Genomic DNA, 26,377 nt, shown 5'->3' with positions numbered 1-26,377 from the left:
GCCCGCCCATTTCGAAGGAAGCCCAATGAACTGGCGAGTTGGTGTCGATATCGGCGGCACGTTCACGGATGTCGCGATGATCGAGGAGAGTACGGGGCGCCTGGGCATCGCCAAGGTGCCGACGACGCCGCTCGATTTCGCCGAGGGCGTCCTGTCCGGCCTGGAAACGGGGCTTGGCCGCTCGGGCGTCTCGCCGGAACGGGTGTCGCTTCTCTCCCACGCCACGACCATCGTCACCAATGCGCTGCTGGAGGGCAAGGGCGCCGAATGCGCCTTCGTGGCCACGCGCGGCTTCCGCGACCTTCTCGAACTGCGGCGCAGCACGCGCGTCGATCTCTACGACCTGTTCCAGGACGCGCCGCCCGTCCTCATCCCGCGAAAGCACCGCTACGAGATCACCGAGCGGATCGACGCGCAGGGCGAGGTGGTCACGCCGCTGGCCGAGGAGGAGATCGCGCCGCTGGCGGCCGCCCTGCGCGAGAGCGGGGTGAAGACGGTCGCCGTCTCGCTTCTCTTCTCCTTCCTGAACGATCGCCACGAGAAGCGGCTCGGCGAGGCGCTGCGCGCCGCGCTGCCAGGCGTCCAGGTGTTTCTCTCCTGCGAGGTGCTGCCGGAGATCCGCGAGTTCGAGCGCGCCAGCACCACGGCGGTCTGCGCCTATGTCGGCCCGCTGATGGAAAGCTATCTGGCGCGGCTGCACGAGGCGGTCACGCGGACGGGGCTTCCCGAGCTGGTGGTGATGGGCAGCAGCGGCGGCGTCGTGGACATCGCCGAATGCCTCCGCATGCCCGCCCAGGCGGTGGAGTCGGGGCCCGCGGCCGGCGTCATCGCGGCGGCGCTCGTCGGCGACCAGCTCGGCGAGAACCGGGTCATCTCCTTCGACATGGGCGGCACGACCGCCAAGGCGAGCGTCATCGTCGACGGCGAGATCACCGTCACGGCGGACTACGAGGTGGGCGGCGCCGCCAACGCCAAGCGCTGGATCAACGGCACGGGACACCCCATCCGCGTGCCGGTGATCGACCTCGCCGAAGTCAGCTCGGGCGGCGGCAGCATCGCCTGGATCGACCCGGGCGGCTCGCTGAAGATGGGCCCCCACAGCGCCGGCGCCCTGCCGGGACCGATCGCCTACGGTCGCGGCGGCACGCAGCCCACCGTGACGGACGCCAACGTGGCGCTCGGCTACCTCAACCCCCTCTCCCTCCTCGACGGCGAGCTGGCGATCGACAAGGCCGGCGCGGAGGCCGCGATCGACCGGCATATCGCCACGCCCCTCGGCCTCACCGTCGCGGAGGCGGCGGCGCGCATGATCGAGGTCGTCAACGCCAACATGGCCGAGGCGCTGAACATCGTCTCGGTGGAGCGCGGGCACGATCCGCGCGAGTTCACCATGATCGCCTTCGGCGGCGCGGGGCCGATCCACGCGATCGCGCTGGCGAAGGAGCTGGGCATCCCGCGCGTCGTCATCCCGCCCGCGCCGGGCGCGTTCTCGGCCCTCGGCCTCGTCGCCACCGACCTGAAGCGCGACTATTCGCGCACCTTCTATGCCGCCCTCGCCGGGGTCGATCTCGACCGTCTCGGCCAGGCCTATCTGGCGATGGAGGCGGAAGGAGCGGCCATGCTGGAGCAGGCCAAGGTGCCGCCGGAGCGGCGCGAGCTGCAGCGCTACGCGGATGTGCGCTACCGCCGGCAGGCCTACGAGCTCACCGTGCCCGTCGCCGCCGGGCCCGTGACCGCGCGGACGCTGGCGGCGATCGCCGAGGCCTTCCATCGCAAGCACGAGCAGACCTACGGCCACGCCAATGCCGACGAGCCGATCCAGCTCGTCAATCTGCGCCTGACCGCCCTCGGCAAGCTGCCGAAGCTGACGCTGGCGCAGCACCGCGTGGCCAGCGACCCGCGCCGCGACGAGAGGCAGGTCTGGTTCCCCGCCACCGGCTCCGTGGCGACGAGCGTCGTGTGGCGCGACGGCCTGGAGGCGGGCGAGACCATACGTGGCCCCGCCATCGTGGAATCGCTCGATTCCACCACCGTGGTGCCGCCCGGCTGGGTCGCCACCGTCGACCCCAACGGATTCCTGATCGCGGAGGAACGCGAACATGCCGACGCCTGAAAAGCCCCAGCTCGGAATCGACGCCGCCCGCTTCGAGATCGTCAAGAACGCGCTGCTCTCGGCGGCCGAGGAGATGAAGATCGTCCTCGCCAAGACGGCCTATTCGCCGCTCCTGAAGATGGCGGGCGACTATTCCTGCGGCATCTTCGACGCACGCGGCAACATGGTCGCCCAGGGGCCCGACCTGCCCATCCACCTCGGCTCCATGCCGGACGCGGTCCGCTCCGTCGTCCGGGCCTTCCCCAGCCCGCGGGACGGCGACGTCTTCATCCACAACGACCCCTATCACGGCGGCTCGCATCTGCCGGACGTCAACGTCGTCATGCCCGTCTTCGTGGGCGAGCGCCTTATCGCCTATGGCTGCGTGCGCGCCCACTGGCCCGATATCGGCAGCGCCACGCCCGGCTCCTACGGCGCGGTGACGGAGATCTACGGCGAGGGGCTGCGCATGCCGCCGGTGCGCATCTATGTGGACGGCGAGCCGGACCCGAACGTCGAGGCCCTGATCCTGGCCAATGTGCGCGCGCCTTCCGAGAGGCTGGGCGACCTTCGCGCGCAGGTCGCGGCCAACCGCAGGGCCGCCGAGCGCCTGCGCAACCTGGCCGCCAAATACGGCGTGGACGAGCTGTTGCGCGTCATGGACCGCATTCTCGACTACTCCGAGACCATGATGCGCGCCGCCATCCGCCGGCTGCCGGACGGAACCTCGACCTTCGTGGACACGATCGACGGGGACGGCATCCTGGAGCCGGGCGAGACCATGGACGCGTGCTTCACGGTCAAGGTGCGCGTGACCAAGCGCGACGACACGCTCCTCGTCGACTTCGACGGGTCCGATCCGCGCGTGAAGGGCCCCATGAACGCGCCGCTCACGGTGACGCGCTCGGGTGTCTTCGCGGCGCTGAAGATGATCCTCGATCCCAACAGCCTCATCCCGCCCAATTCGGGCGCGTGGCGTTCGGTGGAGGTGCGCGCGCCCGAAGGCAGCGTGGTCAACGCGCAGGAGCCCGCCGCCGTCACCTATGCCAATCACGAGATGTCGGCGCGCGTCGGCGACATGATCTTCGCGGCCATGTACGCCATGGCGCCGGGCAATGTCCCGGCCGCCTCGCACGGAACGGGGGGCGTCGTCGTCTTCGGCGGCATCGACTACCGCACGGAGCAGACCTTCATCAGCTACGAGGTCACGAAGGGCGGCTTCGGCGCGCGTCCCGTCAAGGACGGCATGAACGGCGTCGCCACGCCGGTCGGCAACATGATGAACACGCCGGTGGAGATCCTGGAGATGAGCTTTCCGCTGCGCGTGGAGGAATACGCGCTGGCGCCCGACAGCGGCGGGGCGGGCACATGGCGCGGCGGCCTGGGCGTGCGGCGCGCCTGGCGCATCCTGGAGCGCGAGGTGCACTGCGCCACCTGCGCGGACCGGAACCAGACGGCGCCGTTCGGCCTGGCCGGCGGCAAGGAGGGCGGGCTCTCCGCGATCTCGCTCGAGATGCCGGACGGCACCACGCGCGCGATGCAGGGCAAGGGCGCCTTCCTCGCGCCGGCCGGCTCCCGGCTCGTCTTCCAGGTGGCCGGGGCCGGCGGCTACGGCGACCCGGCCGGGCGCGACCCCGAACTGATCCGCCGGGATGTGGAGGCGGGCTACGTCACGCGCGAGGCCGCGCGACGCGACTACGGCGCGAACTGGGAGAGCCGCGCCGCCATCGACCCCATCGCAGCCGAATGACCCCCAACTCCGATTGAGGATACAGCATGGCACATGTCTCGGTTCGCGGCCGGCGCCTTTCGGCGATCGCGCTCATCCTCGTCTCCACCCTCCTTTCAGTGCCGGCCGGCGCGCAGTCGCGGGAGGAAACCCTGCGATACGTGACCGGTGGCTCGGTGAACACGCTCGACCCGGTGATGCTGGGGGCGACGCCGGAGGCGACGGCCCTCAGCTCGGCCACCTACGACCGGCTCGTCGCCTTCGACAGCCGGCCCGCCGGCGACTATCGCGTCTTCGACTTCGAGTCCCTGCGCGGCGAGCTGGCCGAGAGCTTCGAGGTCTCCGAGGACGGCCTGACGCTGACATTCCATCTGCGCCCCGACGCCCTCTGGCAGGACGGCCGGCCCGTCACGGCCGAGGATGTCAAATGGTCGCTCGACCGGGCCGTCAGCGCCGAGACGATGTCGAAGGCCCAGCTTGCGACGGGCTCGCTGACCGACCCCTCGCAGTTCACGGTGGTCGACGAGCGCACGGTGCGCATCACGCTGGAGAAGGCGGACCGCCTCGCCCTGCCGAACCTCGCCTCGCTCTACGCGCCGATCTACAACAGCGAACTGGCCCGGGAGCATGCCACGGACGAGGATCCGTGGGCGCTGGAATGGCTGAAGGACAACACGGCCGGCAGCGGCGCCTACGCCGTCAGCACCTTCAGGGCCGGCCAGCAGGTGGTGCTCGACGTGAACGAGGGCTGGGCGAACGGCCCCCGGCCCAGCTTCCGCCGCGTGATCGTGCAGACGGTCCCGGAGGCCTCGACGCGCGCCAACCTCGTGGAGCGCGGCGATGCGGACATCACCCTGAACCTCCAGTCGCAGGACCTGCGGGCGCTGGAGGGGCGCGACACCGTCAAGGTCGCCTCGATCCCCATGCCCACGGCCGCGGCCGGCCTGATCTTCAACACGCGGATGGAGCCCTTCGACAACGTGCTCGTCCGCCAGGCGGTGGCGCTCGCCCTGCCCTACGACAACCTGTTCGAGACGGCGGTGCTCGGCCGAGGCGAGAAGCTCTACGGCGCCGGCTGGCAGGGCGAGCCCGAGGAGGGCGTCTTCCCGCAGGCCCTGCCCTGGAGCACCGATCTCGACCTTGCCCGGCAGAAGCTGGCGGAAGCGGGCTATCCCGAGGGCTTCGAGACCACGCTCTCCTTCGGCGTCAACCGCGCCAATTTCGCCGAGCCGGCGGCGGCGCTGATCCAGGAATCGCTGGCGCGCATCGGCATCACCGTGCGCATCGACAAGCTGCCCGACCCGCAGATGGCGGAGGCGATCACCGACAAGCGCCTGCCGATGCTCATCGAGCGCACGCTCGCCCTGTTCCCCTCGACGGAATACTATTTCCGCATCTTCTTCAGCGGCCCGTCGCGGTGGAACTATTCGAGCTGGGACGATGCGCGGGTGAACGAGATCCTGCCCCGCGCCCGCTTCGAGGCCGACCAGGCCGCCTACGAGGAGGACGCACGCAGGCTCGTCGGCCTGCTCGCCGAGGAGGTGCCGATGACGTATTTCTGGAAGCAGACGCTCGACGTGGTCATGGCGCCCTCCATCGAGGGCTTCACGGCCTGGTATCACTACAATGTCGACTTCCGGGACCTGTCCCGGACGTGACGGGCCCCGCGACATCGAGTGGCGGCCGGTCGAGGACGGCGATGCCAACCCTCCTCGTCCGGGTCCCCGTCCGCCTCCTCTCGGCCTTGCCCGCCCTGTTCGGCGTGCTGGCGCTCACCTTCGTGCTGATGCGCGTCCTGCCGGGGGACCCGGCGGGCCTGATGGCCTCGCCCTCGGCCAGCGAGACCGAGCTCGCCACGATCCGGGCGCGGCTCGGCCTCGATCGCACCATCGCCGAGCAGTTCGTCCTCTATCTCGGGCAGCTCGCGCGCGGGGACCTGGGCATGTCCACGACCTCGGGCCAGCCGGTCCTCTCCGATCTCGCCGAGAGGCTGCCGGCCTCGCTGGAGCTGGTCGCCCTCAGCTTCCTCCTGGCCGCCGGCATCTCGCTGGCGCTCGGCATCGCGGCCGCGCTGCGCCCCAATTCGGCGCTCGACCATGTCGCGCGGCTGGTGTGCACCGCCGGCGTCTCGATCCCCACCTTCGTCTCGGGCCTGCTTCTGGTCTACGTCTTCTACTACCTGCTCGGCTGGGCGCCCGACCCGACGGGGCGGATCGACGTCTTCGCCATCCAGCCGCCGGACGTCACCGGCTTCCTTCTGGTCGATTCGCTGCTGGCGCGCGACGGGGCGGCCTTCGGCTCCGCGCTGTCGCAGCTCATCCTGCCCGCCACGACGCTGTGCCTCTTCGTGCTGGCGCCGCTCACGCGCATCACCCGCGCCTCCATGCTCTCGGTGCTGGAGAGCGACTATGTGCGCACCGCCGAGTCCCTCGGGCTCGGCCGCTTCAAGATCGTCGTGGTCTACGCGCTCACCAACGCGCTCCTGCCCGTCCTCACGATCTCGGGCACGGTGATCTCCTCGATGCTGGGGGCGAGCGTGCTCGTCGAGAAGGTCTTCGCCTGGCCCGGTATCGCCTCCTACGCGGTGGATGCGATCATGGCCTCGGACTTTGCCCCGGTGCAGGGCTTCGTGCTGCTGATGGCGACGCTCTACGTCGTGGTGAACCTGACGATCGACCTTCTCTACGGCCTGATCGACCCGCGGGTGAGCCTGTCATGAGCGTCGCGAGCCCCCTCGTGCCGGACGCGCCCCCGGCCGCGCCGGCGCGGGGCGGGCGCCTTTCGCGCGTCAATCCGCTCACCGTCCTCGCCGCGCTGGGCACCGGCCTCTTCCTCGTCGTCGCCCTCCTCGCGCCGTGGCTGGCGCCCTACGACCCGCTGGCCTCCAACGCAGGCGGCGCCCTGCAACCGCCAAGCTGGGCGCACTGGGCGGGCACCGACCAGATCGGGCGCGACGTCTTCTCGCGCCTGGTGGCCGCCACGCGGCTCGACATGGCCATCGCCGCCTCCGCCGTTCTCCTGTCCTTCGCCGTGGGCGCGGTGATCGGCGCCTTCAGCGGCTATGTCGGCGGCCTTCTCGACCGGATCGTCGGGCGCACGGTGGACGTGCTGATGGCCTTCCCGCTCTTCGTCCTGGCGATGGCGCTCGTGGCCGCCTTCGGCAACAGCGTGGCCAACATCATCTACGCCACCGCCATCATCAACCTGCCCTTCTACGTCCGTTTCGCGCGCGCGGAAGTGAACGCGCGGCGCGGCATGGGGTGGGTGGAGGCCGCGCGCCTGTCGGGCAACAGCCATCCGCGCATCGTCCTGAGCCTGCTCCTGCCCAACGTCATGCCCGTCATGATGGTGCAGATCTCGCTCAATCTCGGCTGGGCCATCCTCAACGCGGCCGGGCTTTCCTTCCTCGGCCTCGGCGTCCAGACGCCGACGCCCGAATGGGGTATCATGGTCGCCGAGGGGGCGCGGTACATGGCCAGCGGAAGCTGGTGGCTCGTCACCTTCCCGGGCCTGGCGCTGATGCTCGCCGTCCTGTGCTTCAACCTCCTCGGCGACGGGCTGCGCGACCTTCTCGACCCGAGGGGGCGCAGATGACCGGTAGCCTTCTCAGCGTCGAATCCCTCAGCGTCGATTTCGAGGTGGAGGGACGCTTCATCCCCGCCCTGCGCGACGTCTCGCTCGGCGTGGCGCAGGGCGAGGTGCTGGCCATCGTGGGGGAGAGCGGGTCGGGCAAGACGACGGTGGCGATGACGGCGGTCGGCCTCAACGCGGCGAATGCGCGGGTGCGCGGCGGGCGGATCGTCTTCGAGGGGCGCGACATCACCCACGCCTCGCGGCGCGTGCTGCGCCCGCTGCGCGGCGCCTCCATGGCCGTCGTCTTCCAGAACGCGCGGGCCGCCCTCAACCCGGTGCGCCGCATCGGCCAGCAGATCGTGGACGCGATCCGCGCCCATCGCCCCGTGACGCGCGCGCAGGCGCGCGCCGAGGCCCTGGACCTCCTGCGCGCCGTGCAGTTCCGGGACCCCGAGCGGGGGCTTGCGACCTATCCGCACGAATTGTCCGGCGGCATGTGCCAGCGCGCCATGATCGCCATCGCCATCGCATGCCGGCCGAAGCTGCTCGTCGCCGACGAGCCCACCACCGGCCTCGACGCGACGACGCAGAAGGAGGTGATGACGCTCCTGAGCGGCCTGATCCGCGAGCGGAACATGGCCATGGTGCTCATCACCCACGATCTGGGCCTTGCCGCCCTCCACGCCCAGCGCGTGGCGGTCATGCAGCAGGGCCGCGTGGTGGAAGAGGGAACGCCCCGGCGCCTCTTCCTCGCTCCCGCGCACGACTACACGAAGCGCCTGATCCGATCGACGCCCCTGGCCGACACGAGGATCGAGACCCTGGCCGAGAGCGACGGCGGCACGCCCCTGCCGCCGGTGCGCCCCCTGCCCCACGAGGCGGGCCGGCCGCTCGTGCTCGACGTTCGCGACCTTCGCAAGGTCTATGCCGGCACGGTGGCGGTGGACGGCGTCTCGCTGACGCTGAAGGCCGGCGAGAGCCTCGGCCTCGTGGGCGAATCCGGCTCCGGCAAGAGCACGCTTTCGCGGATGCTGACGCGGCTGATCGACCAGACCTCCGGCACGATCCTCTTCGAGGGCGAGGACATCGGCGGCATCCCGGAGCGGCGCTTCTACGCCTCGCCCCTGCGCTCGCGCATCCAGCTCGTCTTCCAGGACGCGACCGACAGCCTCAACCCGCGCTGGAGCGCCTTCGATTCCATCGCCGACCCGCTGCGCCGGCTGAAGCGCCTGCGCGGCGGGCCGCTCCGCCGGCGGGTGGAGCAACTGGCCGATCTCGTCGAACTCGACCGCGCGCTTCTCGAGCGCCGGCCGCACCAGCTCTCCGGCGGCCAGAAGGCGCGGGTCGGCATCGCGCGGGCCATCTCGGTCGAGCCCCGCCTGCTCGTGCTCGACGAGCCGACGGCCGCGCTCGACGTCTCGGTCCAGGCCGTCGTGCTGACCCTCCTGGAGCGGCTGAAGCGCCAGACGCAGCTCAGCTACGTCTTCGTCAGCCACGACCTGAACGTCGTGCGCATGATGTGCGACCGCACCATCGTCCTCAGGAACGGCCGGGTCGTGGAGGAGGGCGCCAGCGCCGCGCTCTTCGCCGCCCCGCAGCACCCCTATACCGGGCAGCTTCTGGACGCCGTGCCGCATCTGTCCTTCGAGGCGCCGGACGAGGCGCCGGCCCGGGACATGCCCATTCGATCCGCCTCAGCCGGATGACGAGGAGCCAAGCGATGATCCCCAATTCCATGCGCGCCCGCGACAGGGCCTATGTGGTCCACCAGCAGACCAATCTGCGCAGCTTCGAGGACGAGGGGGGCCTGCTGATCACCGGCGGCGACGGGGTCTATGTCGTGGACGACGAGGGCCGGCGCTATCTGGAGGCGATGGCGGGCATGTGGTCCGCCTCGCTCGGCTTCAGCGAGAAGCGGCTGGCCGAGGCCGCCCACCGCCAGATGCAGACCCTGCCCTTCTACCATGTGTTCCACGCCCGCGGCCACGAACCGGCCGCCGAGCTGGCCGAGGCGCTGCTCGCGATCGCGCCTTGCGCGCCGGGCGCCGAGCCGATGGCGCGGGTGATGTTCCACTGCTCCGGCTCGGAGGCGAACGACACGGCGATCAAGCTCGTCTGGTACTATCACAACGCCATAGGCAAGCCCGCGAAGAAGAAGATCATCGGCCGCGTGCGCGGCTATCACGGCTCGACCGTCGCCACCGCCAGCCTTTCGGGCAACGCCACCATGCACGCCGAGTTCGACCTGCCGCTGCCGATCTTCCGGCACACGGAGAACCCGGACTACTACCGCTTCCACGAGGAGGGCGAGAGCGAGGAGGCGTTCTCGCGGCGCATGGCCGACCGGCTGGAGGAGTTGATCCTGCGCGAGGGGCCGGACACCATCGGCGCCTTCTTCGCCGAGCCGGTGCAGGGCGGCGGCGGCGCCATCACCCCACCGGCCCGCTATTTCGAGCTCGTCCAGGCGATCCTGAAGAAATACGAAATCCTCTTCATCGCCGACGAGGTCATCTGCGGCTTCGGGCGGACCGGCAACATGTGGGGCTCGCAGACCTACGAGCTGCGTCCCGACATGATCTCGTGCGGCAAGGCCCTGTCGGCCTCCTACCAGCCGATCTCGGCGCTGATGCTCACGCAGCGCATCCATGACGCGATGCTCGACCAGAGCGCCAAGCTCGGCAATTTCTCCCACGGCTTCACCTTCGCCGCCCATCCCGTGGCCTGCGCGGTGGCGCTGGAGACGCTGCGCATCTACGAGGCGGACGACACGCTCGGGCACGTGCGCGCGGTCTCGCCGCTCTTCCTGGAGGCCCTGTCGCGGTTCCGCGACCATCCTCTGGTGGGCGACGTGCGCGGCGTCGGCCTCTTCGCCGGGGTGGAGATGGTGGCCGACAAGGCGACGCGCCGGCCCTTCGCGCCGGAATGGAAGGTGGGCGAGCGCGTCCAGCGCGCCTGCATGGGCAACGGCCTGTTCGTCCGCTCGATCGTCGACCGGATCGCCTTCACGCCGCCCTTGATCATCCGGCCCGGGGAGATCGAGGATATGGCCGCGCGCTTCGGCGCCGCGCTCGACGAGGTGCTGGCCGACCTCGAGGGCCAGCGCGCCGCCGCGCAGTAGAGGGGCCGGGCCTGGAGACGGAATGCAAGGAGAGCGCGGATGACGACCCTCGGACTGTTCAACCTGATGGGGCTCCACGACCGCAACACCTCGCCCATGTCGGTGCTGCGCACCACCGTCGACATGGTGGCGATGGCGGAGGATTTCGGCTTCGACATCGCCTGGTTCGCCGAGCATCACTTCACCAACCACTCGATCTGCCCCTCGGCGCTGATGATGATCTCGCATTGCGCGGCCCGCACCTCGCGCGTGCGGCTTGGCACGGCCGTCCTCGCGCTGCCCTTCCACAACCCGATCCGCCTCGTCCAAGAGGCCGCCTTCGCCGATCTCCTGGCGAGCGGGCGCCTGGTGCTGGGGCTGGGGGCGGGCTACCAGCCTTATGAATTCGACCGCTTCGACATCGAGGAAAGCACCAAGATCGACCGGATGATGGAGATCTGGGACATTCTGGAGCAGGGGCTGACGAAGGGCTATGTCGCCTATGAAGGACGCCACTACCGGATTCCGCCCACCGAACTCTCGATGCGCCCCTTCGGCCTGTCCATGCCGGACCTCTACGTGGCCAGCCGGCGCCCGGAGGTGATCGCGCGCTGCGCGCGGGGCGGGCATACGCCGTTCATGAGCTTCGGCCATCGCGGCCTCGCACCCGCCGTGGCCGCCAAGGAGAAGCTCCTGACGATGTGGGCCGATGGCGGGGGCGAGCGCTCGGCCATGCCGCTGGCCATCCAGCGCTTCATCTACGTGACGGAGGAACGCGACGACGCGCTGCACGCGGCGCGCTGCGTGCGCGATTTCGCCCGCGCATGGGTGACGCTGCACGAGCGCAACCTGGAGAAGGAAGGCCCTTTCGTGCGGCTGATGCCGCTCAACGACGAGCCGCCGCTGGACGATTTCCTCGAAAGCGCGGTGATCGGGCCCCCCGAATATTGCGTGGAGAAGCTGCGCGAGGAATTATCGGCGCTCAGGCCCTCGCATCTGTGCTGCCTGATGGGCCCGGCCGGCATCGGGCGCAGCGAGACGCTCGCCTCGCTGGAGCGCTTCGGTTTCGAGGTCGTGCCGCACCTGTCCGAATGGCTCTCGCTGGGGCAGAGCGATGACCTTGCGGCATGAGCCCGGCAACACGGTCCCCTTCCCCGCGGTGGACGCCGCGCAGGAACAGCGCAAGCGCGCGCTGGCCTCGGCGCGCCTCCCCGCCAGGCTGCCCCCGCTCAACCTGTTTCGCACCTTCGACGCCGCTGCCCGCCACAACAGCTTTCGCCTGGCGGCCGACGAGCTGTGCGTGACCCCCTCGGCCGTCAGCCAGCAGATCCGGCAGCTCGAGGAGTTCCTCGACATCCGCCTGTTCCGGCGCCTCACGCGCCGCGTGGAGCTGACGAGCGAGGGCGGGGCGCTGGCCGGCACGGTGCAGGAGGTGCTGGCGATGCTGACGGCGAGCTGCGAGAAGCTTCGCGACCCCTCCACGCCCGCCGTCGTGTGCATCAACGCCATGCCGGCCATCGCGATTCGCTGGCTCGTCTCGCGCCTCAAGGCGTTCATGGAGGCGGACGAGCAGATCAAGCTGTCGCTCCTGGCGTCCTCCGACCCGCTGGACTTCGAGCGGCAGGACGTGGATCTGGGCGTGCGCTGGGGCAACGGCTCCTTCCCCGGCATGCGTGCCGAGCGGCTCGCCGCCGACCGGATGGTGGCCGTGTGCAGCCCGGAGATGGCCGAGCGCGCCCGCACGCCCGACGATTTGCGCCTCCTGCCGCTGCTGCAGGCGCAGGGCGGCGTGGCGTGGACCCGCTGGTTCGAGGCGGCGGGCGTTGCCGGCAAGCCGGCGGCCGAGAGCGTCTTCTTCAACGAGTTCAGCCTGCTTCTGGAGGCGGCCGCGTGCGGCCAGGGGGTGGCGCTGGCGAGTTCGCTTCTCGTCGAGAGCGACCTGCGCTCCGGGCGCCTCGTGCGGCTCTTCGACGTGGCCGCGCCGGCGGAGGAAGGCTTCTACATCCTCTCCTCCGAGACGCTGGGCGACAAGCCGGCCATTGCGCGCGTGCGCGAATGGCTGCAAGCGGAGGCGAGAGGCTCGATCGAGGCGACGGCGAAGCTCGGTTTTTCGGAAGGCACGCTCCACCCTTTCCCCCGTTAGAGCCCCGCCGATCCTCGCGACAGGACGAGAGCCATGCATCTTCTCGGCACGCATTACGGAACCTACGAAGTCCGCGACGATGGCCGGGGCGGGCAGCGCCTCGTGCCGTTCCGGCACGACCCGGACCCCTCGCCCATCGGGCTCTCGCTGCTGGAGATGGCCGACCATCCCGCGCGCATTCCGACCCCGATGGTGCGGCGCGGCTGGATGGAGGGCCGTGAGCGCCCGGGCGAGCGCGGCCGGGACCGGGGGCGCGACGAGTTCATGCCCGTCGAATGGGAGGAGGCCATCGGCCTCGTGGCCGGCGAGATCGAGCGCGTGCGCGGCACGCATTCCAGCGAGGCCATCTTCGGCGGCTCCTACGGCTGGGCGAGCGCCGGGCGGCTTCATCACGCCCAGAGCCAGCTCAAGCGCTTCCTCAATCTTGGCGGCGGCTTCGTCTCCTCGGTCGGGACCTACAGCTACGGCGCCGCGACCGTCCTCCTGCCGCACATCGTGGGCGCGCGCGCGACCTCGCAGACAGACGGGCCGAGCTGGGACCTGATCGAGAAACACGCCAGGGTCGTCGTCTCCTTCGGCGGCTTTCGCCTCACCAACGCGCAGGTCGGCGCCGGCGGCGTGGGCAGCCACTCCACGCGGCAATGGCTGGAGCGCACGGTCCGTTCGGCCGAGCGCGTCATCGTCGTCTCGCCGGTGGAAGGCGACATCCCCGACATCGAGGGCCGCGAGCGGATCGAGTTCGTTCCCATCCGGCCGAACACCGACATCGCGCTGCTCCTCGGCGCTTCCTGCGAGCTGATCCTCGCCGGGCGGGCCGACGAAGGCTTCCTCGCCCGCTGCACGACCGGCTACGAGCCGTTCCGGGCCTATCTTCTGGGCGAGACGGACGGCATCGCCAAGACCGCCGAATGGGCCGCGCGGATCTGCGGCGTGCCGGCGGCGAAGATCCGGGAGATCGCCGGGCTCGTCGCCGGCAAGCCCTCCCTCCTCAATGCCGCCTGGTCGCTGCAGCGGGCGCGGTTCGGCGAACAGCCCTATTGGGGACTGATCGCCCTTGCGGCGATGGCCGGCCAGATCGGCCGGCCCGGCTGCGGCTTCGCCTTCGGCCTGACGGCCAGCTCCTCGATCGGCGAGCCGATCCGCCGCCTGCACGGCCCCTCCGTCCCGCAGGGGCAAAACCCCGTGAAGGCGTTCATCCCCGTCGCCCGCATCACCGAGCTTCTCTCCCAGCCCGGCGGCACGCTGGAGTTCGACGGGCGCACGCTCGCCCTGCCCGACATCCGCCTCGTCTACTGGGCCGGCGGCAACCCGTTCCACCACCATCAGGACCTCCACCGGCTGGCCGAGGCCTGGAGGCGGCCGGAGACGGTGATCGTCAACGAATCGGTCTGGACGGCGACCGCACGCCATGCGGACATCGTGCTGCCGGCCACCATGCCCTTCGAGCGCGACGACATCGTCGCGGCCTCCAAGGACCGCTGGATCGTGGCGAGCCGCAAGGTGCGCGAGCCCTTCGCCGGGGCGCGCAACGACAGGGACATCTTCGCCGCCCTCGCCGAGCGCATGGGATTCGGCGAAACCTTCACCGAGGGCCTGGGGGAAGCGGGCTGGCTGGAGCGGATCTATGCCGGCTACCGCCAGGGCTTCCCAGAGCTGCCGCCCTTCGAGACCTTCTGGGCCGAAGGCTTCGCGGCGCTCGACCCGCAGGCGCAGGCGCCCCGGCCCCATATCCCCTTCGCCGACTTCGTCGGCGATCCGGCGCGCCATCCGCTCGACACGGTGTCGGGGCGCATCGAGATTTCCTGCGAGACGATCGCCGGCTTCGGATATGCCGACGCGCCGCCCCACCCGGCCTGGCTCGCGCCGGAGGAGGCGGCCGCGCCGGGTGCGCGCGCATGGCCCCTGCACCTCCTCTCGCCGCAGCCCGCGCACCGGCTTCACAGCCAGCTCGACCACGGCGCGGTGAGCCGCGCCGCCAAGCGGGGCGGGCTCGAGGTCGCCTTCATGAACGCGCGGGACGCGGCGCGGCGCGGCCTCGCCCACGGGGACGCCGCCGAGATCGTCAACGATCGGGGCCGCTGCCTCGTCAGCCTGGACACGAGCGCGGCGATAGAGCCCGGCATCGTCGTGCTGCCGACCGGCGGATGGTTCGATCCCGTCGCGCTGCCCGACGGCAGCGTCGTCGACCGCGGCGGCAATCCGAACGTCCTGACCTCGCATCTGGGGACGTCACGGCTGGGACAGGGCTCGGCGCCCAACACCTGCCATGTCGATGTCCGGCGCTTCGAGGGAGCGCTCGCCGGAGGCGGCCGAGACGGCCCGTAGCGCCATCGGCCTCAGAGGCCGACGCCCGTCAGCGCCTCCAGGCGCTCCGTGTCCCGCAGGAGCGCGGCGCTGGGCGAGCGGGCGACGATCTGCCCGCGATCCATGACGATCGCGTCCTGCGTGATCTCCAGCGCGTCGGCGGCGTGCTGCTCCACGATGACGATGCCCATGTTCGAGGCCGCGATGCCGCGCAGCGTGTCGAGGACGAGCTCGGCCATCACAGGCGCCAGCCCCTCCAGGGGCTCGTCGAGCAGCAGAAGCACGGGATTGAGCGTCAGCGCCCTGCCGATCGCCAGGAGTTGCTGCTCGCCCCCCGAAAGCTGCCAGCCGAGATTGCGCTGGCGCTCGCGCAGGCGCGGCAGGAGGGTGAACACACGCTCCAGCGTCCAGTGGCCCGGGCGGGCGGCAACCTCGAGATTCTCCCGCACCGTCAGGTTTCGGAAGACGCGGCGCTCCTGCGGAACCCAGCCGATGCCGAGCCGCGCGCGGGCTGACGGGTCCTCGCCCGAGATGTCGCGGCCGCGCCACAGGACCTGCCCGCCCAGCCGCGTCGTCAGCCCCATGACGGTGCGGATCAGCGTCGATTTGCCCACCCCGTTCCGCCCCAGGAGCGCGAGGCGCCCGCCCTCCGGCAGGCTGAGCGAGATGTTCTCGATCACCGTGGAAGGCCCGTATCCGGCCCGCAGGCCGATCAGTTCGAGCTGCGCCCCGGCCATCAGTGCCGCACCCCCCGTGTGCCCAGATAGGCGTCGCGCACGCCCGCATCCGCCGCGACCTCGGCCGGCGTCCCCTCGGCAAGCACCTGGCCCGCCGCGAGCACTGTCACGCGCCGCGCGAAACGGCGAACGAGATGCATGTCGTGCTCGATGAAGAGGACCGTCACGTCCCGCGACAGGCGCTCCAGCACCTCGAAGAGGCGCTGGCTTTCGCCGGCGGGAATGCCGGCAGCCGGCTCGTCCAGCAACAGCACGCGCGGCCGGGAGGCGAGCGCGATGGCGATTTCCATGACGCGCTGGTGCCCGTAGGCGAGCTCTCCCACGACCCGCCCGAGAAGGTCGGCGAGGCCGAGTTCCTCCAGGATCTCTCGCGCCTCATCCATCACGGCGGCGCGCGAGCCGAGGGGCGCCAGGAAGCGCCAGGTCAGCCCCTCGCGCTCGGCGATGGCCAGCGCGACGGAGTCGATCGCGGTCATTTCGGGAAAGAGGGACGTGATCTGGAAGGTGCGCGCAAGGCCGCGCCTTGCGCGTGCCGAGATGCCGAGCCGCGTGAGATCCTCGCCGTTCAGGAGAACGCGGCCCCCGCTCGCGGAGACGGCGCCGGTGATGGCGCCCACCAGCGTGCTCTTGCCCGCTCCGTTCGGGCCGATCAGCGCGTGGCGCGCCCCCTGCGGCAGGCGCAGGCTCACCTCCCGCACCGCCTTCAACTCGCCGAAGCTCACCGAGACCCGCTCCACCGCGAGCGCCTCGGCCGCCCGCGCCGCCGCCGCCTGCCCGCTCATGCCGCACGCTCCCCGGGCCGGGCCCGCGCCGGCGCCTCGCCCCGAGGACGCCGGGGCCCGGCGAGCCTGGCGGCAAGGGCCCGGGTGATGCCGACGATGCCCTTCGGCGCCAGCAGCACCACCAGGATCATCACCAGGCCGAGCCAGCCCATCCAGTATTGCGGGCTCATGGCGGCGAGCCAGTCGCGCATGGCGACGTAGACGACGGCGCCGATCAGCGCGCCGTAGCGGCTGCCGACACCGCCGAGGATGAGGATCACGAGCACCTCCGCCGAACGTTGCAGGCTGAGCGACTCGAGGGCGACCGACTGGGCGGTCTGGGCCAGAAGCGCGCCCGCAAGGCCGGCCAGAAAGGCGGAGATCGCATAGGCCTGCGTCAATCGCGCCCGCCCCGCCGTGCCGATGGCGGCCATGCGCTGCGGATTCTGGCGAAGGCCGGCAAGCGCGAAGCCGAAGGGCGAGGCGGCGATGAGCCGGGCCAGGAGAAAGCCCGCCGCCGTGACGGCGAGGGCGTAGCCATAGGCCGTGACGCCGAAGAGATCGAATTCGAAGACGCCGAAGACCGGGGCGATCATGAAGCCCGCGAGCCCGTCGTCGCCGCCGGTGACGGCGCGCCAGCGCGAGGCGCCCTCGTGCAGGAGGAGCGCCAGCGCCAGCGTGACCATGAGCTGCGCCAGCCCGTGCACCCGCACCACCAGCGGCGCCATGGCGAGCCCGGCAAGGCCGGCGGCCAGCGCCGACAGGAAGAGCCCGCTCAACGGCTCCTCCCAGCCGTTGAGCGCCAGGAGCGAGGCGCCGTAGGCGCCGATGCCGAAGAAGGCGGCGTGGCCGAGCGAGGTGATGCCCGCATGTCCGATGAGGATGTCGAGCGAGATGGCGAACAGGGCCAGGACCGCCACCTGCGACAGAAGCAGGAGATGGTCGGGCGCAAGGAGCGGCGCCAGCGCGAAGGAAGCCCAGAGCAGGACTTCGAGGCCGATCGCCGCCCGGCGCGGGAAAGCGGGGGTTTTCGTCATGGGATCGCTCATGCCCGGGCCACGATGCCGTTGGGCCGCCAGAACAGGATCAGGAGAACCAGCGCGTAGATGACGAAGCCGCCGATCTCCGGGGCATAATACTTGCCGGCCACGTCGATGATCCCGATCGCGAGCGCGGCGACGAGGGAGCCGAGCACGGTGCCGGGACCGCCGACGCAGACCACGATCAGGAAGAAGACGAGATATTTGAGCGGAAAGGTCGGGTCGAGCCCCAGCACGGGGATGGAGAGTGCGCCGCCGAGGCCCGCCAGCGCGGCGCCGAGCGCGAAGGTGGCCGCGAACAGGCGGTCGACGCGGATGCCGATGCCGCTCGCCATGTCGCGGTCGCCTTGCGCGGCGCGCACGCGGGCGCCGAAGCGGGTGCGCTCGATGCCGAGGAAGATGGCGAGCGCCACCGCCGCGCCGACCAGAAGCAGGAAGGCGCGGTAGCGGCCCACCGCGTAGCCGCCGGGCAGCTCGACCTGCCCCTGCAGGAAGACCGGAAGCTGCACCGCCTGCTGGCCCGCGCCCCACACGAAGGTGCCGAGCGCGATCCAGACATAGATCATGCCGACCGTGAAGAGGACCTGGTCCAGCGCCGAGCGCCGGTAGAGCCGGCGAAACAGCGTTCGCTCCAGAACCGCGCCGGCCAGCGCCGTGACGGCCGCCGCCACCGGCAGGGCGAGCAGGAAGGGAACGCCGAACCGGCTCGTCAGCACCACGGAGGCGAACCCGCCCATGGCCGCGAAGCTGCCATGGGCCAGGTTGACGACTCCCATCAGCCCGAGCGTGACCGACAGCCCGACGCTCATGAGGAACAGCAGCATTCCATAGACGACCCCGTCGAAGAGGACGATCGGCAGGCCCGACATGACCTTCATTTCCCGGTTGCGCTCCGCCGGGCGGAGCGGCGGATGGAGCCCGCACGGGCCGCCCGCCAGCATTGGAAAGGGAGCGCCGCCGGCCCAGGCCGGCGGCGGCGGCTCAGGCGTGCGGATTGGCGACGCGCTCGAAGGAATCGAACTCGATGCAGGCGAGCTTGCCGTCCACGCGCTCGGTCCGGCGCACATAGACCGTCTGGACGATGTCGCGCGTCCGGGCGTCGATCTCGATGGGGCCACGGGGGCTTTCGATCCGAAGCCCGCGCAGCGCCTCGATCACGGCCTCGCCCCCGGTTTCGCCGCCGGTCCTTTCCAGCGCCGCGTGCAGCACGGCCATGCCGTCATAGGCGGTCATCGCCATGTAGTTCGGCGGGTAGTCGCCGTGATTGGCCCGGTAGCCCTCGATGAAGGTGCGGTTGAGGTCCGAATCGTGCGCCGTTGAGTAATGGTGCGTGGTGATCAGGCCGAGCCCGGCCTCGCCCGCCGCCTGCATGTAGCTGTCGTCCATCGCCTCCCCGGTGGCGAGCAGCCGGATTCCGGCCTGCGGCAGGCCGCGCTCGTGCGCGGTGCGCAGGAAGTTGTTGGGCAGGTCGCCGGAGGGGAAGAAGAAGAACACCGCTTCGGGCGCCTCGTCGCGGATGCGCTGCACATAGGCGGAGAAGTCGGGGTTGCTCATCGGCACGCGAAGGGAGGAGACGACCTCGCCGCCCTCCGCCGCGAAGGCATCGCGGAAGGCGTTCTCGGCGTCGACGCCGGAAGAATAGTCGGCCACCACGGTGATCACGCGGCGGATGCCCTCGCGGCCCGCCCAGGTTCCCATCGGGGCGCTGACCTGGGCGACGGTGAAGGAGATGCGCGCGATGTAGTCCGAGCGGGCGGGAATGTCAGAGGCGCTGGCATTGAGGATCAGGCAGGGGATCCGTGCCTGGGTCAGCACCGGGGCGATGGCCATCGCATTCGGGCTGAAGTCGAGGCCGATGATGAAGGACACCCTGTCGCGGGTGACGAGCTCGCGGGCGAACCGCGTGGCGAGGTCGGGAGCGGCCCCGGCCGTGTCGCGGCGCACGATCTCCACGGGCCGGCCGGCCACGGTGCCGCCGTTCTGCTCCAGCCACAGCGCGATGCCGTTGTCCATCTGCCGGCCGTAATCGGCATAGGGCCCGGAATAGGTGACGATCAGCCCGATGCGGATGGGCTCCCCGTCCTGCGCGAGGGCCTGGCGGGGGAAGGAGGCGTGCAGGGCGGCGGCGATCGAGCCGGCCGCGGTCATGGCCAGGAACCTGCGGCGGCCCGGATCCGCCGCGTCCTCAGGCGATGCCGGCCGCGCCGCACAGGCTGTAATGATCTCTTTCATCTGCGCATCCCTTCTCGGAGTTCACACTCGTATACCCTTCGGGGCGATGTCCATGCACCGGCGCGGCGCGGCCGAAAAGAGGGCCGGCGCCTCCGCTCAACAGGCCAATGGCCGCATCTCCCCCGCCGGACGCGCGAGGTCGTCGATCCGGGCTGCGGCCCGTCCGGTCAGGGGTCAGCGGGAATGCGATCGGGGGTGGCGCCGGCCGGCCCCACCCGCGCCTTCAGTGCGTCACGAGCCGCAGATGGGCGGTGCCGGCCTCGACGTCGGCAGGCACCGGAGCGCCCCAGGGCGCCGCCCGGCGCCGGCCGACATCCACTTCCATCCAGAAGGTCTCCCAGCCCCGCGAGGGCCCGATCCCGTCCATCGTCGCCGGCCCCTGGATGGCCTTGGCCGAACGCGAGTCGAGCCACATCAGCGGCTCCTCGCCGGCGGCGACCTTCTCGATCTGCTCGCGCAGGAGCCGCCGGTACTGGACGATGGCCTTGTCCGACTGGCCGAGATGCTCGCGCGTGCGGTCCTGGATCGCCCCCATGGATTCCACCGCCCACTGGTCGTGCACGTTGATGTCGAGGCCCATGCCCGTATAGGTGCTGCTTTCCTGCTCGTGCGGGTCGAAGCCGTATTCGTTGGTCTTGTTCCGGCGCGACTTGTAGAGGGGCAGCTCGAACAGCTCCAGGCGCTGCTCGCGCATCTTCTCCTTGTCCACCGGCGCGCCGTAGCTGGTGAAGAAGGCGTACCAGTAGCAGTTCTCGTCGTCGATCGGCACATGCCACTGGGTGATGGTCATGTCGTGGCTCATCGGGATCATGAAGCCGTGCGGGAACACCTGGTTGGTGACGCGCACATGCGTGCGCTGCTCGTCGATCTCGCGCAGCGCGATGATGCGCAGGCCATATTCCGTGCGCTCCACGTTGATGATCGGGCGATCGTATTCGCGCAAGATCTTCGTCATGGGCAGGTCCGTGCCCGAGGATGCGCTGCGGAACTGCTTGCCGTAAGCGTCCGCGGGGTCCTCATCCTCGAAGAAGCGGTGAAGGAAGGAGGCGTGGGCCGGGTCGATTCCGACCTCCAGCGCCTGCAGCCAGTTGCACTCGATCAGACCCTTGAAGGCGAAGACATGGGTCTGCGGCGCGACGAAGCAGTCCAGCTCGGGGAAGGCCGGCGGCTCCCCCTCGCCGAGATAGGCGAAGAGGATGCCGTTGCGCTCCTGGACCGGATAGGCCTTCTGCCTGATGCGCTGGCACAGGGTGGAGCCCACCGGCTCGGCCGGCGTCTGGATGCACTGGCCCGTGGCGTCGAACAGCCAGCCGTGAAAGGCGCAGCGCAGCCCGTCCGCCTCGATGCGGCCATAGGCGAGATCGGCCCCGCGATGCGGGCAGTCGCGATCCATGAGGCCGTAGCGCCCGCTTCCGTCCCGGAAGAGAACGAAGTCCTGGCCCAGCAGGCGCACGGCCACCACCGGCCGCTCGGGGCTCAGTTCGTCCACCAGCGCGGCGGGCTGCCAGTACCGGCGCATCATTTCACCGGCCGGCGTCCCCGGCGCGATGCGGGTGATCAGGTCGTTCTGCGCCTGGCTCATCATGATGCGGATCTCCTGCGCTTTTCATCGCGGCGAGGACGAGACCGGGGCGCCCTATGACCGCCTATCGAACTTAATACGATAAAGTGAAATCATTCCAATCGAGGTGTCAACGCGAAAGATTGGGCGGTCCATGCCGTTCTTTTGAGCAGGACGGGCCGGCCACTCCTGCCGGGATGGCGAAGCGCGCGTGCGTTCTCTTGTGAAGTCGCGACCCGTCTTCTACACGCAGCCGTAGCAATGGAACGGAGAGCAGATGCCGCGGGTGAACCGAACGCCGGAGGAAAGCGAACTCGTTCGCACGCACGGGCCCGAATATCTGGAACTCCTCGCACGCGCGCTCCGGCTGATCGTCCTGTTCAACGCCGAGCACCGGGAGATGACCCTCAACGAGCTGGCCGCGCTCTCGGGAATGCCGCGCTCCTCCGTGCGCCGGGTCGTCCTCACCCTGGAAACCCTGGGGATGGCGGAACAGAACGACCGCTATTTCCGGCTGACGCCGCGCGTCCTGACGCTGGCGGCGGCCTATCTGCGCTCGAACTCGTTCGCCGACAAGTTGCAGCCGATCACGGATCATGTCTCCGCGCGGGTGGGGGAGGCCTGTTCGGTCGCGGTGCTCGACGGCGACGAGGCGGTCATGATCGTGCGGACCGCGCCGCGGCGCATCGTCACCGTGGCGCTCGAGATCGGCCTGCGGCTGCCGGCCTATTGCTCCGCGGTCGGCCGGGTGCTTCTCGGCGGAATGGACGAGGCGGAGCTCGACGCCTATCTGGCCCGCCTGCAGCCACGGAAGATGACGCCCGCGACGGTGACGGACAAGGCGGCCCTGAAGGCGCGGGTGACGGGCGACCGCGCGCAGGGCTATTCGCTGGTGGACCATGAGGCCGAGCAGGGCTTCCGCTCGCTGGCCGTGCCAATCCTCGACCGCGACGGACGGATCGCCTGCTCGCTCCATATCGGCATGAGCGCCGAGCGCACCTCGATAGAGCAGGCGCTGGAGGAGTACCTGCCCGTTCTGCGTGAGGCCTCGGCGGAAGCGGCCCTCGTGATCGCGGTCTGAGACCGGCCCGGCAGCCTACTTCACGAGCTCGGCCATCACGCTCGCGCATTCGCGCAGAATCGAGACGGCACGCTGTCGCACGGCCGGGTCGGCGTAATGCTCCGCGTCGCCCGAAACGCCGATCGCCGAAGCCTCGCCGCCATTGGCGCGCAGCGGAACGGCGATCGCGCATATGCCGGGCTCGAACTCGCCCTCCACGCACGCATAGCCGCGCCGCGCCGTGAGCGCGACGTCCTCCAGGATCGACTGCCGGTCGAGAATGGTGGCCGCCGTATGCCGTTCGAGCGGCGCCCGGGCGATCAGTTCCTCGGCGTCGGCCGAGGCACAGACGCTGAGGAGAGCCCGGCCGATAGCGCTGGAGAGAAGCGGCACCCTGGAGCCGACGGTGAAGCCGATGCTCACCGCGCTTTCGCGCGCCGCCGCGTGGGCGACATAGACGGCCTCATGGCCATCGATCATCGCCATGGAGATCGCGCTGGAGATGCGATGCGAGAAGCTGCGCATCACCGGTTCGATGGTCTTGCCGAACTGGCGCCCCTGCAGGAAGCCGCCCGCCAGAACCAGGATGCGCGGGGTCAGGGAGAAGACGCGATCCTGCGCCTTGATGTAGCCGAGATGGACGAGGGTGAGGACGAGCCGGCGCGCCGTCGCCCGGTCGAGCCCCGTGGCGCGCGCCACCTGCGGCAGCGTCAGGTGCGTCTGCGTGGCGTCGAAGGCCTTCAGCACGCTCATGCCCTTGGCGAAGGTCAGCGAGATGTCCTTGGCCGAGAGCGGCGGCCCGCCCGGGCCTCGAGGCCGCTCCGTTCCTTGCACCATCCTTTTCCCTCCCCTCCCGGCCCGCTGGCTCTTGACAAGCATTTTAGACCACGTCCAAAGTACGTTATACGACCATACGCGCGATAATCGCACGCATGTCAAGTTCTCCCCTCTTTGCCAACGGAGCTGTGCGGATGCGCCGGACCGTGACCGTGACGTTCAGATCGGCCGATGGCGGGCTCTACCCGGTCGAGACGCAAACGGGCGTCAGCCTGATGCAGGCGGCCGTGCTCGCCAACGTCCCCGGGATCGAGGCGGAATGCGGCGGCGCGTGCGTGTGCGCCACCTGCCACGTCTATGTGGATGCGCGCTGCCTCGAGGCGGCGGGCGAGGCTCGGGACGACGAGCGGGAGATGCTGGAACTCGTCGCCTCGGAGAGGCGGGAGAACAGCCGCCTGTCCTGCCAGATCGAGGTCGTCCCGGAGCTGGACAGGGCGCGGATCGACATTCCGGAGGCCCAGTATTGAGCGCGGGCGCCGTCATCGTCGGCGCATCTCATGCGGGCGTGCAGCTCGCGGCCTCCCTGCGCCAGTCCGGGTGGGGCGAGGCGATCAGGCTCGTTTCGGCCGAGCCCAGCCTGCCCTACCATCGCCCGCCACTTTCCAAGGCTTTCCTGACCGGCAGGCAGACAGCCGAGCAGATCGTGCTGAAGGGCCCCGATTTTTACGCCGCGCAGGGGATCGACCTGATGCTCGCAACGCGTGTCGAGGCCGTCCTGCCTCATGAGAAACGCGTCGTCCTCGCGGACGGGGAATCCCTTGCCTATTCGGCCCTGGTCCTGGCGACCGGCGCCTCGGCCCGCCGCCCCGCGCTTCCCGGCGCCGGGCTCGCGGGCCTGCACGTCCTTCGCGACCTGGCGGACGCCAGCGGCTTGAAGGCGGTTCTGGAGGCGGCCGGGTCGATCGCCATCCTCGGGGGCGGCTATATCGGGCTGGAGGTGGCCTCCAGCGCCGTGGAGGCAGGCAAGCGCGTCACCGTCGTGGAGATGCAGGACAGGCTGCTGGCCCGCTCGCTTCCCCCCTCCCTGTCGCACTGGATCCTGGAGCTTCATCGCTCCAGGGGCGTCGATGTCAGGCTCGGCGCGAGGGTGCGGCGCTTCATGCACGAGCGGGGGCGCGCGCGCGGCATCGAGATCGAAGGCGCAGAGCCGATCGAAGCGGATCTCGTTCTCGTGGGCATCGGCTCGCAGGCGCGCACCGGCCTTGCGGCCTCGTTCGGCGTTCCCCTGTCGGCCGGCGGCATCCTGGTGGACGAGAGGGGCCGCACGGGCCTCGACGGGGTCTATGCCATCGGCGATTGCGCCGCTCAGCGAAACGGGCAGACGGGCGAGGTGACGCGCGTGGAATCGGTGCAGAACGCGGTCGACCAGGCAAGGCGCGCGGCGAGCGATCTCACTGGCACGCCCCTGCCCCCGGCGCTCGCCAACTGGTTCTGGAGCGATCAATACGAGCACAAGATCCAGATCGCCGGGCTTATGGAGCCCGGCTGCCGGGAGATCCTGCGCGGCGATCGGCGGACGGGGCGCTTCTCCGTTCTCATGACGCGGGACGGGCGGCTGCGCACGGTGGTCTCCGTCGGCAGCCCCGCCGACCATATGAGCGCGCGCAAGCTCGTCGCCGAGGGCGCCGTCCTCGACCACGACCGCGCGCGCGACATCGCAACGCCGCTTGCGAAAGCGGTGCTTTCTTCCTGAGCGGGGACGTTACCGATGAAAGAGCAAGGTTCCGACGAAGGCTCCGCGCCACCCTCCCGCGCTCCGCTCCTCGACGCGGAGGCGAGCCGGGCGGCGGCCGAGGTGATGCGGCGCGTGCGGGCCGAGGGGATCGAGACGATCCGGCTGTCCTTCGCCGACCAGCACGGCATATTGCGCGGCAAGACCATCGTGGCGGAAGCCCTCGAAGCGGCGTTTCGCGGCGGCATGGCGATGACCTCGACGCTTCTTCTGAAGGACACGTCGCACCGCACGGTGTTTCCCGTCTGGGAAAACGACATCGGCTTCGGCAAGGGCACGCTCACCGGCGCCGGCGACGTGATGATCGTGCCCGATCCCTCCACCTTCCGCGTCCTTCCCTGGTCGCCGCATTCGGGCTGGATGCTGTGCGACCTGCGCTGGAAGCATGGCGGGGAAATGCCGTTCTGCGTGCGCTCCATCCTTCGCCGCGCCGTGGACAGGCTGGCCGCCCGGAACCTTGCGATGGTCTGTGGGCTGGAGTTCGAGTTCTACGCCCTGCGCGTCGAGAGGGCGAACCTCGCCCACGCCGACGCGGGCCTTCCCGCGAGGCCCCCCGAAACGAGCCTGATCACGCATGGCTACCAGTATCTGACGGAAGCCAAGTACGACGCGCTGGAAGAGGTGATGGACGATCTGCGCCGGGCAGCGCAGGCGCTCGGCCTGCCCGTGCGCTCCATGGAGGCGGAGTTCGGCCCGAGCCAGATCGAATTCACCTTCAGGCCGGACGGGCCGCTGGCCCAGGCGGACAACACCGTGCTTTTCCGCTCGATGGTGAAGCAGCTCTGCCAGCGCAAGGGGCTCCATGCCACCTTCATGTGCCGGCCCAAGATCGAGAACGCCGTGCCGAGCGGCTGGCATATGCACCAGTCTGTGGTGGATATCGGAACCGGCCGCAACCTGATGATGCCGCAGAGCGCCGGCCAGCCGAGCCGGGTGGCCGGCCAGTGGATCGCCGGGCTTCTGGAACACGCCGCCGAAAGCTGCCTCCTTTCGACCCCCACGGTGAACGGCTACAAGCGCTACCAGCCCTTCCAGCTCGCGCCCGACCGCGTGCAGTGGGGCCGCGACAACAAGGGCGCCATGATCCGCGCCCTGATGGAGCCGGGCGACCCGGCCTCGCGCGTGGAGAACCGCGTGGCGGAGCCGACGGCGAACCCCTACCTCTTCATCGCCTCCCAGATCCTCTGCGGTCTCGACGGCATCCAGCGCGACCTCGCTCCGCCGCCGCCGGTGGAAAATCCCTATGCGAACGGTGCGATGAGCCTTCCGCGCAGCCTCATCGCAGCGCTCGAGCGCTTCGACGCCAGCGACTTCTACCGCGAGGCGCTGGGCGCGGATTTCTGCTCCTATCTCTCACGCATCAAGCACGCCGAATGGGACCGCTACCTGATGACCGTCTCGGAGTGGGAGCAGAGCGAATATTTCTCGCTCTTCTGAGCGGCCCCTCCCGCCCCCGCCCGCCCATGCTCCCGGAAGGAT

At 70.2% G+C, this 26,377-nt stretch carries 21 protein-coding genes; 14 read left to right on the top strand and 7 right to left on the bottom strand.

What is annotated here, in order from left to right; all coding sequences use genetic code 11:
• Positions 1-25 precede the first annotated feature (25 nt).
• From J7654_RS06440 to J7654_RS06395, 10 genes are read left to right on the top strand one after another with little or no spacing between them, the layout of a single operon-like run.
• Positions 26-2,113, top strand: coding sequence for a hydantoinase/oxoprolinase family protein (locus J7654_RS06440; protein WP_209739162.1), 2,088 nt, complete (start codon positions 26-28; stop codon positions 2,111-2,113).
• A complete protein-coding gene (locus tag J7654_RS06435) occupies positions 2,100-3,842 on the top strand; it encodes a hydantoinase B/oxoprolinase family protein (RefSeq protein ID WP_209739160.1) in 1,743 nt (580 codons plus the stop codon). Before J7654_RS06440 ends, J7654_RS06435 begins: the two co-directional genes overlap by 14 nt.
• 26 nt (positions 3,843-3,868) lie before the next feature.
• A complete protein-coding gene (locus tag J7654_RS06430; protein ID WP_209739158.1) occupies positions 3,869-5,479 on the top strand; it encodes an ABC transporter substrate-binding protein in 1,611 nt (536 codons plus the stop codon).
• A gap of 41 nt (positions 5,480-5,520) precedes the next feature.
• Positions 5,521-6,540: an ABC transporter permease gene (locus tag J7654_RS06425; RefSeq protein ID WP_209739156.1), complete on the top strand. Its 1,020-nt coding sequence runs from the start codon at positions 5,521-5,523 to the stop codon at positions 6,538-6,540.
• Positions 6,537-7,415 (top strand): ABC transporter permease, encoded by an 879-nt coding sequence (locus J7654_RS06420; RefSeq protein WP_209739154.1) that lies wholly within the window; start codon positions 6,537-6,539, stop codon positions 7,413-7,415. The genes J7654_RS06425 and J7654_RS06420 overlap by 4 nt, the downstream gene beginning before the upstream one ends.
• Positions 7,412-9,100 (top strand): nickel ABC transporter ATP-binding protein NikE, encoded by a 1,689-nt coding sequence (gene nikE / locus J7654_RS06415; protein ID WP_209739153.1) that lies wholly within the window; start codon positions 7,412-7,414, stop codon positions 9,098-9,100. The genes J7654_RS06420 and nikE overlap by 4 nt, the downstream gene beginning before the upstream one ends.
• A 14-nt stretch (positions 9,101-9,114) precedes the next feature.
• Positions 9,115-10,512 (top strand): aminotransferase, encoded by a 1,398-nt coding sequence (locus J7654_RS06410; protein WP_209739151.1) that lies wholly within the window; start codon positions 9,115-9,117, stop codon positions 10,510-10,512.
• A 39-nt stretch (positions 10,513-10,551) separates the two neighbouring features.
• Positions 10,552-11,622 (top strand): LLM class flavin-dependent oxidoreductase, encoded by a 1,071-nt coding sequence (locus J7654_RS06405; RefSeq protein ID WP_209739149.1) that lies wholly within the window; start codon positions 10,552-10,554, stop codon positions 11,620-11,622.
• On the top strand, positions 11,606-12,634 hold the full coding sequence (gene gcvA / locus J7654_RS06400) for a transcriptional regulator GcvA (RefSeq protein ID WP_209739147.1): 1,029 nt from the start codon (positions 11,606-11,608) through the stop codon (positions 12,632-12,634). The genes J7654_RS06405 and gcvA overlap by 17 nt, the downstream gene beginning before the upstream one ends.
• A gap of 33 nt (positions 12,635-12,667) precedes the next feature.
• Positions 12,668-14,959: a molybdopterin-dependent oxidoreductase gene (locus tag J7654_RS06395; RefSeq protein ID WP_209739145.1), complete on the top strand. Its 2,292-nt coding sequence runs from the start codon at positions 12,668-12,670 to the stop codon at positions 14,957-14,959.
• A gap of 11 nt (positions 14,960-14,970) precedes the next feature.
• Here the strand turns inward: J7654_RS06395 and J7654_RS06390 are convergent, their stop codons facing one another.
• The 6 genes from J7654_RS06390 to J7654_RS06365 all read right to left on the bottom strand — a co-directional run bounded on the left by J7654_RS06390 (position 14,971) and on the right by J7654_RS06365 (position 21,293).
• Positions 14,971-15,675 (bottom strand): ABC transporter ATP-binding protein, encoded by a 705-nt coding sequence (locus J7654_RS06390; RefSeq protein ID WP_209739143.1) that lies wholly within the window; start codon positions 15,673-15,675, stop codon positions 14,971-14,973.
• Complete coding sequence (locus tag J7654_RS06385) at positions 15,675-16,457, bottom strand: ABC transporter ATP-binding protein (RefSeq protein WP_209739141.1); 783 nt, start codon at positions 16,455-16,457, stop codon at positions 15,675-15,677. Before J7654_RS06385 ends, J7654_RS06390 begins: the two co-directional genes overlap by 1 nt.
• Positions 16,454-17,473 (bottom strand): branched-chain amino acid ABC transporter permease, encoded by a 1,020-nt coding sequence (locus tag J7654_RS06380; RefSeq protein WP_209739140.1) that lies wholly within the window; start codon positions 17,471-17,473, stop codon positions 16,454-16,456. Before J7654_RS06380 ends, J7654_RS06385 begins: the two co-directional genes overlap by 4 nt.
• An 8-nt stretch (positions 17,474-17,481) precedes the next feature.
• Positions 17,482-18,345 carry a branched-chain amino acid ABC transporter permease gene (locus J7654_RS06375; RefSeq protein WP_209739138.1) on the bottom strand — a complete coding sequence of 288 codons (864 nt, stop codon included), beginning with the start codon at positions 18,343-18,345 and terminating at the stop codon, positions 17,482-17,484.
• A 112-nt stretch (positions 18,346-18,457) separates the two neighbouring features.
• The gene (locus J7654_RS06370) at positions 18,458-19,624 is read right to left on the bottom strand and encodes an ABC transporter substrate-binding protein (RefSeq protein WP_209739136.1); all 1,167 of its coding nucleotides are present in this window, start codon (positions 19,622-19,624) and stop codon (positions 18,458-18,460) included.
• A gap of 307 nt (positions 19,625-19,931) precedes the next feature.
• The gene (locus J7654_RS06365; protein WP_209739134.1) at positions 19,932-21,293 is read right to left on the bottom strand and encodes an aromatic ring-hydroxylating dioxygenase subunit alpha; all 1,362 of its coding nucleotides are present in this window, start codon (positions 21,291-21,293) and stop codon (positions 19,932-19,934) included.
• Positions 21,294-21,546: 253 nt separating this feature from the next.
• On the opposite strand from J7654_RS06365, the gene J7654_RS06360 reads away from it, so the two are divergent.
• Positions 21,547-22,350, top strand: coding sequence for an IclR family transcriptional regulator domain-containing protein (locus J7654_RS06360; protein WP_209739133.1), 804 nt, complete (start codon positions 21,547-21,549; stop codon positions 22,348-22,350).
• Between the two features lie 15 nt (positions 22,351-22,365).
• Here the strand turns inward: J7654_RS06360 and J7654_RS06355 are convergent, their stop codons facing one another.
• On the bottom strand, positions 22,366-23,166 hold the full coding sequence (locus tag J7654_RS06355; RefSeq protein ID WP_209739131.1) for an IclR family transcriptional regulator domain-containing protein: 801 nt from the start codon (positions 23,164-23,166) through the stop codon (positions 22,366-22,368).
• Between the two features lie 152 nt (positions 23,167-23,318).
• On the opposite strand from J7654_RS06355, the gene J7654_RS06350 reads away from it, so the two are divergent.
• Genes J7654_RS06350 through J7654_RS06340 form a run of 3 tightly spaced genes read left to right on the top strand, consistent with a single transcriptional unit; the run spans position 23,319 to position 26,335 of the window.
• Positions 23,319-23,633, top strand: coding sequence for a 2Fe-2S iron-sulfur cluster-binding protein (locus tag J7654_RS06350; RefSeq protein ID WP_245195686.1), 315 nt, complete (start codon positions 23,319-23,321; stop codon positions 23,631-23,633).
• Complete coding sequence (locus J7654_RS06345) at positions 23,630-24,859, top strand: NAD(P)/FAD-dependent oxidoreductase (protein ID WP_209739127.1); 1,230 nt, start codon at positions 23,630-23,632, stop codon at positions 24,857-24,859. The genes J7654_RS06350 and J7654_RS06345 overlap by 4 nt, the downstream gene beginning before the upstream one ends.
• Positions 24,860-24,874: 15 nt before the next feature.
• Positions 24,875-26,335 carry a glutamine synthetase family protein gene (locus J7654_RS06340; protein ID WP_209739125.1) on the top strand — a complete coding sequence of 487 codons (1,461 nt, stop codon included), beginning with the start codon at positions 24,875-24,877 and terminating at the stop codon, positions 26,333-26,335.
• Positions 26,336-26,377: the final 42 nt, after the last annotated feature.

Origin of the sequence: Aureimonas populi (genome assembly GCF_017815515.1) — a bacterium.
Taxonomy (GTDB): domain Bacteria; phylum Pseudomonadota; class Alphaproteobacteria; order Rhizobiales; family Rhizobiaceae; genus Aureimonas; species Aureimonas populi.
This window is presented reverse-complemented; position numbering and strand designations above follow the sequence as displayed.